A 6,390-nucleotide genomic window follows, 5' to 3' on the forward strand; every position below is an offset into this window, starting at 1 on the left:
TTGGAATCACACGATTATAATTACAGCATTGACTAATTGTTCATGCTATATAACCTATGATTTCCGTCGATTTTGAGCGTTAAAATTAAATAGATGAATCTCGTCCCTCCGAATATGGAAACAAAATCGAACCTCTTGAACCAAAGCGTCCACGAAATCCTTCGTGCCGTCATCGACGAAGGGCCAGAAGTCATGGTTGTCGTCAACCCATCCGGTAGCGCCATCGAAGAACTCATCGACGCCGCAACCGAGTACGACGGCGACCTCCCCGAGATGCGCATGCTCGCGGACGAGGGCACGCTCAAAGACGTGATGGAAGACTTCATCATCGCCAGCAACGCCGCAGACCTCATCGACGAGGGTGCGCTCACCCTCCGCACGACGGACGATTCCTCCGGGAACTCGCTCCTCGTCACCGACAATGTCGTCATCGCACTCGTCACCGCGGGCGACCGCGTGGGCGGACTGACCTCCGACGACGACGAGTTCGTCGACGCGGCCTACAGCACCTACACGTCGCACTGGGAAGACGCGAGCGACTTCTCGCTCCGCACGCCGCCAATCACGCGCGTCCGCGAGACGCTCGGCGACGAAATCAGCCCCGAGGCGGAAGACGACTTCAACAGCGTCCTCTCCTCGCTCGAAACCGCCCGCGGAGATGGCGACGGTCTGGACGAAGTGACCATCAGCCTCCTCGTCGCGGCGAAAAACGAAGCCCTGCTCTACGACATCAGCAAATGGGGCGAGGACGTCGGCATCGCAAGCAAAGCGACGTTCTCCCGCACGAAGACGAAGCTCGAAGACATGGGCCTCATCGGCACGGAGAAAGTGCCAATCGACGTCGGTCGCCCACGCCTCCGACTGAAACTCGCCAACGACGAGCTTCAGACGGCGGACACCGACCAGCTCGCGAGCGTCGCACAGGGCATCCTGCACTAACTCCCGCTGCCAAACTTTTCCGTTTTTTCACGGTCGCCAGCGATAGCTATCCGTCGTGTTTTTGCCATCTCCCCGTCTCGTCCCGCGCATGAGCAACTTGCTGGGCGTCGTCGGAACCGGCCCCGCGACCGACGCCGTAACCGCTGCGCTTTCCGAGACGGATGGAACCGTTACCGAAATCGAGGCAGACGAAGTAGCAGACGTCGATTTCGCTGTGGTCGTCGGCGAAGTCGGGTCGAAACGATTTGCACGCGCAAATCGTTCCGGAACCCCGTGGCTCGCCGTGGAACTTGGCGGAGTCGGTGGCCACGCAGCCTCGGATGTCGATGCCGCAGTGTCGAGCTTCGCGCCCGACACTGCGTGTTTCGACTGTCTTCGTGCGCGCGCCGCAGCAAATGCGGAGGAAACTGACGAGACGGACGAAAAAATCGATACTGCGACGGTTCGATTCGCCGGGGCGCTCGCCGGACGCGAAGCGGTAACGCTTCGCTCCGGCGGGCAGTCGCCGGTTCTCGGTGGTGTCGTTGAAATCCCGCACGCGCAACGCCGATTGCTCCCGGTGCCGAACTGCCCCGCGTGTGGCGAGAACCGTAATCGAACCCTCGGTATCGACCACACCGAGCGGACGCTGGACGAGGCGGTTTCGCACGCCGAAATTGCGCTGGACGAGCGCGTTGGCATCGTCCAATCACTCGGGGAGGTGTCCTCGTTTCCGGTGCCGTACTATCTGGCGAACATCTGTGAGACGACGGGATTCAGCGACACGCAGTGCGCCGAGCAGTCGGCGGGCGTCGCGGGCGACTGGGACGAGGCGCTGATGAAGGCGCTGGGCGAGGGGATGGAACGTTACTGCGCGGGCATCTACCGCGAATCGGAGTTCGGCGTGGCTCGTCCGTCGGTTCTCGACGACGCGATTTCGCCCGCGGAGTTCGTCCGCCCTGCTGGATGGGAGGAATCGGGAAATGTCGAACTCGCGTGGGTTCCAGGGCGAAATCTGGAAACTGGCAATCCGGTTCATCTCCCGGCGGAGTTCGTCCATTTTCCGCCGGCCAATGCGCGATTCAAGCCTGCCATAACGACTGGATTGGGGTTGGGTAACTCGACCACGGAGGCCCTACTGTCCGGGTTGTACGAGGTAATCGAGCGCGATGCGACCATGCTCGCATGGTACTCCTCGTTCGAACCGCTCGGTCTGCACGTCGAGGACAAGGGCTTCGAGGAACTGACGAAGCGTACGCGTGCGGAGAATTTGGATGTCACTGCGCTGCTCGTCACTCAAGACGTGGACGTACCAGTCGTCGCTGTCGCCGTACATCGTGACGACGAGTGGCCGAAATTCGCACTCGGGTCGGGCGCGAACCTCGACCCGGATTCCGCGGCGCGGTCTGCGCTCGCGGAGGCACTCCAGAATTGGACGGAACTGCACCTGATGGGGCCGGACGAGGCTGAAAACGCCGAGGGTTCGATTGCCCACTACGCGGACTTCCCGAAACCGGTTCGGGAGTTCGTCGCGCCGGAAACGACGATTCCGAGCGAAAGCGTCGGGAAGTCGGTTCCCGCAGGAACCGACGAACTACAGGCGGTCGTTTCGCGGGCGAGCGAAGCATTCTCGGTGTACGGTGCTCGTCTCACGACGCGAGACGTGGAATCGCTCGGTTTCGAGGCGGTTCGCGTCCTCGCTCCCGAGGCACAACCGCTGTTTACCGGGGATTCTTTTTTCGGCGAACGCGCTCGAACCGTGCCGGGTGAACTCGGTTTCGATTCGAAACTTGACAGGAAACCGCATCCGTATCCGTAGTTCTTCGTTTCTCGTTGATTCGAATGAGTTGCGCTATGCTAGCGAAACACACAGGATTTATATTAGATGTGGTCGTAGCTATCGTAGTGGTGGACTATTAATCATGCATAATATATGTTACACGTCGGATTTGGTGATAGTATGACGACGGAGTTCGACCTAACCTGCGCGACGTGTGGTTCATCCCTGTCGAAAAAGAGCGTTTCAGTTGACCGACTGGGCTTTCGCAACGTCGGGTCGGTCGATGTCGCGGCGTGTGCAAACTGCGGCGACCAGTACTTCCCGGAATCGACGCTCGAACGACTTCGTTAGACTCCGAAGACGACGCTAGATTCCGAACGCCGCCCGGAGCATGTCGCGCGTGCCGGGACCCAGACCGACTGCCAGAATTGCAATGAGCAAGAGAATCGCATAGCGTGGACTTTCTTCGAAGATTTGCTCGTCGAACACCCAGACAACGGCGACCGCGGCGACGATTTTCACGAGCAAGAACGGCCACGCGGTGCCGATAACCGACGTTATCGAACTCGGGAGAACTGACGACGTGATGTCCACGATTCCCTGATTAACCGGGTGTTTCGCGGTGTACTCGCCCGCGAGTCCGAGTTCAAGCGCCCAGTCGAGGACGGCGACGTTGGCCACGCCGTCAACGGCGTGACCCCAGATGATGACCGCGCCGATAGCCCCGGTTCCGGCGTTGATACCGGGTTCGAATCGCTCGATTGCCAACCACGTAAGCGCGGTGACCACCGTCGCACCGACGAGGACGACGGTGAGAATTTGTGGATAGAAGCCGACCACCTCGGTCGTGACGGTGAGATAGAACAGATAGCCAATCGTGGCCGCGAGCACCACCGTCCCGATTCCAGCGAGGGAATATTCGTACCCGTCGAGAATTCCCTTGCGGGCCGCTGTGACGCTCACGACGACGGCAAGGAGCGTGATAGCGAAGACGGTGAAGTAGATTATCGGGCTGATGATGAGCGTGTTCCACGGGAACGGAATCGCACCGCCGCCGACCTGCTGGAGTGCGTTGTCGGCGTCCTCGACGACTCGGAGTGCCCCGCCGAACAGCATGAAAGGAAAGAGGGCATAGAAGAGACTCTTGTCCCGTCCGATGCCGAGTCGGCGGAGGAGGAACACGAGTCCGACCAGTGCGACGATGAGCGTCACGGCATAGCCGATTTCGGAGACGAGGGTGTAGCCCGGTTCCGCAACTGGTTCCGGAAGTGTCGCGCAGGTTCCGGCGTCGGAGACGAGTCTCGTCGTTCCATCTTCGCGGACTGCACACGGTGCGTTTTTCGCGTCGGCGACCACCGGCCCCCAAAAGTAGTGCCAAATAAAGCCGTCGTACACCTGTTTCGGGAACGCGAGCGCACCACCGACCAGTGCGACGATGGCGGCGGCGATGGCACCCGCCCACGTCCGTTCGTTGTCGATTCCTTCGCTTGCGGTATCCATATCGCACGAACCGGAGCGAGTGGGTTTTACAGTTCCGATATCGTTACTCTTCGTTGTCGATTGAAAGCGGCAGTTCTTCGCTTTCGAACGGCGACCCGAGGACGACCATCGTCTGGGAACGCGAAAAGCCGTCCATCTGGGCGATTCTGTCGAACATCAGTTCGCGAAGACTATCCGCGTTTTCGGCGTACACGCGCGCCATCACGTCCCACGACCCTGTCGTGAGATGCACTTCCTGAATCCCGTCGATGTTTTCGAGCTTTTTCAGGGTGTCTTTTTCTCGACCCTGTTCGACGCGAAGGCCGATGAAGGCAGAGATGCCGAGCGAGATTTCCTTCGGGTTTACGTTGGCGTGATAGCCGGTGATTACGCCTGCTTCTTCCATCCGGTTGACTCGGTCGTGAACTGTCGCACTGGACATGTCGATTTGGCGGGCGATTTCGCTGAACGGCGTTCGTGCGTCGTTTTGGAGTGCTTTGAGAATAGCGCGGTCCGTATCATCCAGCTTCATATCGCTACCGAAATGCCCCACTAATAAATATTTGTACCACTCGCCGTAGTGTGATTGCAGTATTCCGAACTGGAACTGACTCCCGTCCTACTTTCCACAATGCGCTTCGGCCTCACGGGCCGCGGCCAGCACCTCGGCGTGCGCCTCGCCGTTTGACGCCACCAGCCCTCTGCTCTCGGTCGTCCACGGTTCGCCGTGAATGTCGGTCACCTGTCCGCCCGCCTGCCGAACCATGTGGACGCCCGCGACGGAGTCCCACGGGTTCGGCGCGATGTTCGTAATCGTTCCATCCAGTGCGCCGCTGGCGACCATCCCGAGGACGATTTGCGCACAGCCGAACCGCCGCATGTCGCCGAATCGCTCCACGATGCCGCGCGTCGTCGCGGCGTACTCGTCCCGCCGGTCGAAATCCCACCAAATCGTCGGACAGACTGTGAACGTCTCCGGGTCGGTGCGGTCGCTGACCGACACCCGCTCGCCGTTCAGATACGTTCCCTCGGAGTCTACGGTGTACACGTCGCCCAGTGCAGGACAGACGTTGGCGGCGGCAACCGTCTCACCGTCGCGCACCGCGGCCACGCTGGTCGTCCAAATCGGAATCCCGCGGACGAAGTTGTTCGTCCCGTCGATTGGGTCGATTATCCAAACGTCGCCCGCTTCCGGGACTTCTTTCAGTTCGTCGTCTTCCTCGCCGACGATTGCGTCGTCGGGGTATTCGTCGTGAATGACTTCGATAACGCGGCGTTGGCTCTGGCGGTCTGCCTCCGTCACCACGTCGGTTTTGTTCGATTTCGTTTCTACCGCGATGTTGTTCCGAAAGCCCTCTGCTGCGATTTCGCTTCCCGCGGTGGCAGCGCGTTCTGCGAGTTCGAGTCGCGCGTTCGCATCGGTCATGCTGTGAGAGGTGTGGTGAGATGGAAAAGGAGTGTCGTTTTCGGTGTGACGGATTCATCGCAGGGTTCGGTGCGCCGGGTTCAGATTCGGAACGTTTTAAGTCACCCAGCGTGGAGTAAAAACTGCGTGCGAGGGTAGCCAAGCTCGGCCAACGGCGGCGGACTCAAGATCCGCTCCTGTAGAGGTCCAAGGGTTCAAATCCCTTCCCTCGCACTCATAACAGAGTGCAGGAAGACCGCATCGGAGCGCTCTTCCCTCGCAAAAACCTCAAACGGGCCAATAAACAGGCTCTCGCAAAACCTTCTACGACGTGGACTACTCCGGTAGAGAGTTCTTTGCTGTGGAATTGGTGTTTTTGGTATTGCTGTTTCGCCTGTAACTGATGGTTTTGAATCACCATTGTCGCTAACTACTCCCGACTCCAAACGAAGCCCTCACTCACTCCGGTCGTTCGCCCTTCATCCAGCAGGGATCGCCACCGCAGTCTCCCCACTCTTCCCCGCCAGCGCGGAAATGCACTCGGTGTTCGCTTCGCTCACCCCTCGTGCGAACGCGCTGGCGCAACCATGCGGCAGGTCAGTCAAACGACACGGCGCGCGCTGGCGAGACTTTGAGGAGTTCACCTCCGAGAAGTCGAGACAAAACCGCGCGAGGGATGAGCATCGCAGGGAGTGAAACGACCGAGAAGCGCAGTCGGTTGGGGAGGCATGTGGCTGTCGCGGTGCGGTGGCGGTTTCAGTAGAGTCGTGATTACCTAGCACGAATCTCACTGACTAGCACGAATCTC

6 protein-coding genes and 1 tRNA gene are annotated in these 6,390 nt (G+C 59.7%); 4 read left to right on the forward strand and 3 right to left on the reverse strand.

Going from position 1 to position 6,390, the window contains the following annotated elements; genetic code table 11:
- Positions 1–114 precede the first annotated feature (114 nt).
- From tbsP to HL45_RS21115, 3 genes are all read left to right on the forward strand, one after another.
- Positions 115–939 carry a transcriptional regulator TbsP gene (tbsP, locus tag HL45_RS05160; protein ID WP_049970093.1) on the forward strand — a complete coding sequence of 275 codons (825 nt, stop codon included), beginning with the start codon at positions 115–117 and terminating at the stop codon, positions 937–939.
- A gap of 88 nt (positions 940–1,027) precedes the next feature.
- A complete protein-coding gene (locus HL45_RS05165; RefSeq protein ID WP_049970016.1) occupies positions 1,028–2,737 on the forward strand; it encodes a YcaO-like family protein in 1,710 nt (569 codons plus the stop codon).
- A gap of 141 nt (positions 2,738–2,878) precedes the next feature.
- Positions 2,879–3,049 carry a hypothetical protein gene (locus tag HL45_RS21115; protein WP_162833848.1) on the forward strand — a complete coding sequence of 57 codons (171 nt, stop codon included), beginning with the start codon at positions 2,879–2,881 and terminating at the stop codon, positions 3,047–3,049.
- A 15-nt stretch (positions 3,050–3,064) separates the two neighbouring features.
- Here the strand turns inward: HL45_RS21115 and HL45_RS05170 are convergent, their stop codons facing one another.
- From HL45_RS05170 to HL45_RS05180, 3 genes are all read right to left on the reverse strand, one after another.
- The gene (locus HL45_RS05170) at positions 3,065–4,198 is read right to left on the reverse strand and encodes a DUF63 family protein (RefSeq protein ID WP_049970017.1); all 1,134 of its coding nucleotides are present in this window, start codon (positions 4,196–4,198) and stop codon (positions 3,065–3,067) included.
- A gap of 43 nt (positions 4,199–4,241) precedes the next feature.
- Positions 4,242–4,709 (reverse strand): Lrp/AsnC family transcriptional regulator, encoded by a 468-nt coding sequence (locus HL45_RS05175; RefSeq protein ID WP_049970018.1) that lies wholly within the window; start codon positions 4,707–4,709, stop codon positions 4,242–4,244.
- A gap of 87 nt (positions 4,710–4,796) precedes the next feature.
- Positions 4,797–5,603 carry an inositol monophosphatase family protein gene (locus HL45_RS05180; RefSeq protein WP_049970019.1) on the reverse strand — a complete coding sequence of 269 codons (807 nt, stop codon included), beginning with the start codon at positions 5,601–5,603 and terminating at the stop codon, positions 4,797–4,799.
- Between the two features lie 128 nt (positions 5,604–5,731).
- Between HL45_RS05180 and HL45_RS05185 the strand changes: the two genes are divergently transcribed.
- A tRNA-Leu gene (locus tag HL45_RS05185) sits at positions 5,732–5,816 on the forward strand.
- The last annotated feature ends 574 nt before the right edge of the window (positions 5,817–6,390 follow it).

It is taken from the genome of Haladaptatus cibarius D43, assembly GCF_000710615.1.
In the GTDB taxonomy this organism is placed as follows: Archaea; Halobacteriota; Halobacteria; order Halobacteriales; family Haladaptataceae; genus Haladaptatus; species Haladaptatus cibarius.